This window comes from Achromobacter sp. GbtcB20, from assembly GCF_019091095.1.
GTDB lineage: Bacteria > Pseudomonadota > Gammaproteobacteria > Burkholderiales > Burkholderiaceae_B > Achromobacter > Achromobacter mucicolens.
In genome coordinates this window covers 1-722 of record NZ_JAGXJZ010000103.1, presented here as the reverse complement: position 1 = coordinate 722, position 722 = coordinate 1, and the positions used below count along the sequence as shown (strand labels likewise).

Genomic DNA, 722 nt, shown 5'->3' with positions numbered 1-722 from the left:
CCACTAAAACTTGACCACTGCACCCCGCCCGAAGGCTTCTCCGACTCGCCCGCTGACGCGGGCCAGGTCAACCCCACAACGACAGGCGAGAACGCCCCGCCATGCCTTGCAGCGCCGGTCTTGGGGCGTGGCGTGGAAGCTCCATAGCGATGCCGGGCGGGTTGTCCCTGAACCGCGTTGAGGACGGCACGCACCTGCACAACCTGCCGCAGCAAGCGCCAGCGTGTTCGCCAGCGTCCCGTCCATCGCGGCGGGGCGCTGGCCGGGCCGATCCGGCGCAGCCGGTTCGGCGGCATCGAGGGGCGCCAAGCATCGCGCGGCGGGGATAGCCCGCAGGGCTTTCCCCTGGAGGCAAGCGAAGCGCGCAGCGCCGCAGGCGCGAAGGCGTGAGCAACTGTCTTGAAAGTCAAGCCTCGCAAGCGCGCAGGCTCCATTCAATTGAAGCGTTTTGCCAATGATTCAATAAATGTTGTATTATCGAATCATGAACGAGACCCAAGCCATTTCCGCCCTCGGCGCCCTCGCCCATACCCAGCGGCTGCGCGTGTTCCGCGCCCTGGTGGTCGCCGGCCCCGAGGGGCTGACACCCAGCGTCCTCGCCGACCAGCTCGACGTGGCCCGCAACTCCCTGTCCTTCCACCTGAAAGAACTGGCCCATGCCGGCCTGGTCACCATCGAGCAGCAGGGCCGCAACCTGATCTACCGCGCCGACTTCACCCAGA

The 722-nt window shown here is 66.6% G+C and carries 1 protein-coding gene; it reads left to right on the top strand.

The features are described 5' to 3' along the window. Positions 1-484 precede the first annotated feature (484 nt). Positions 485-722: helix-turn-helix domain-containing protein (locus KVT32_RS28000; RefSeq protein WP_217619184.1), on the top strand; the 238-nt coding region annotated here is incomplete at its 3' end.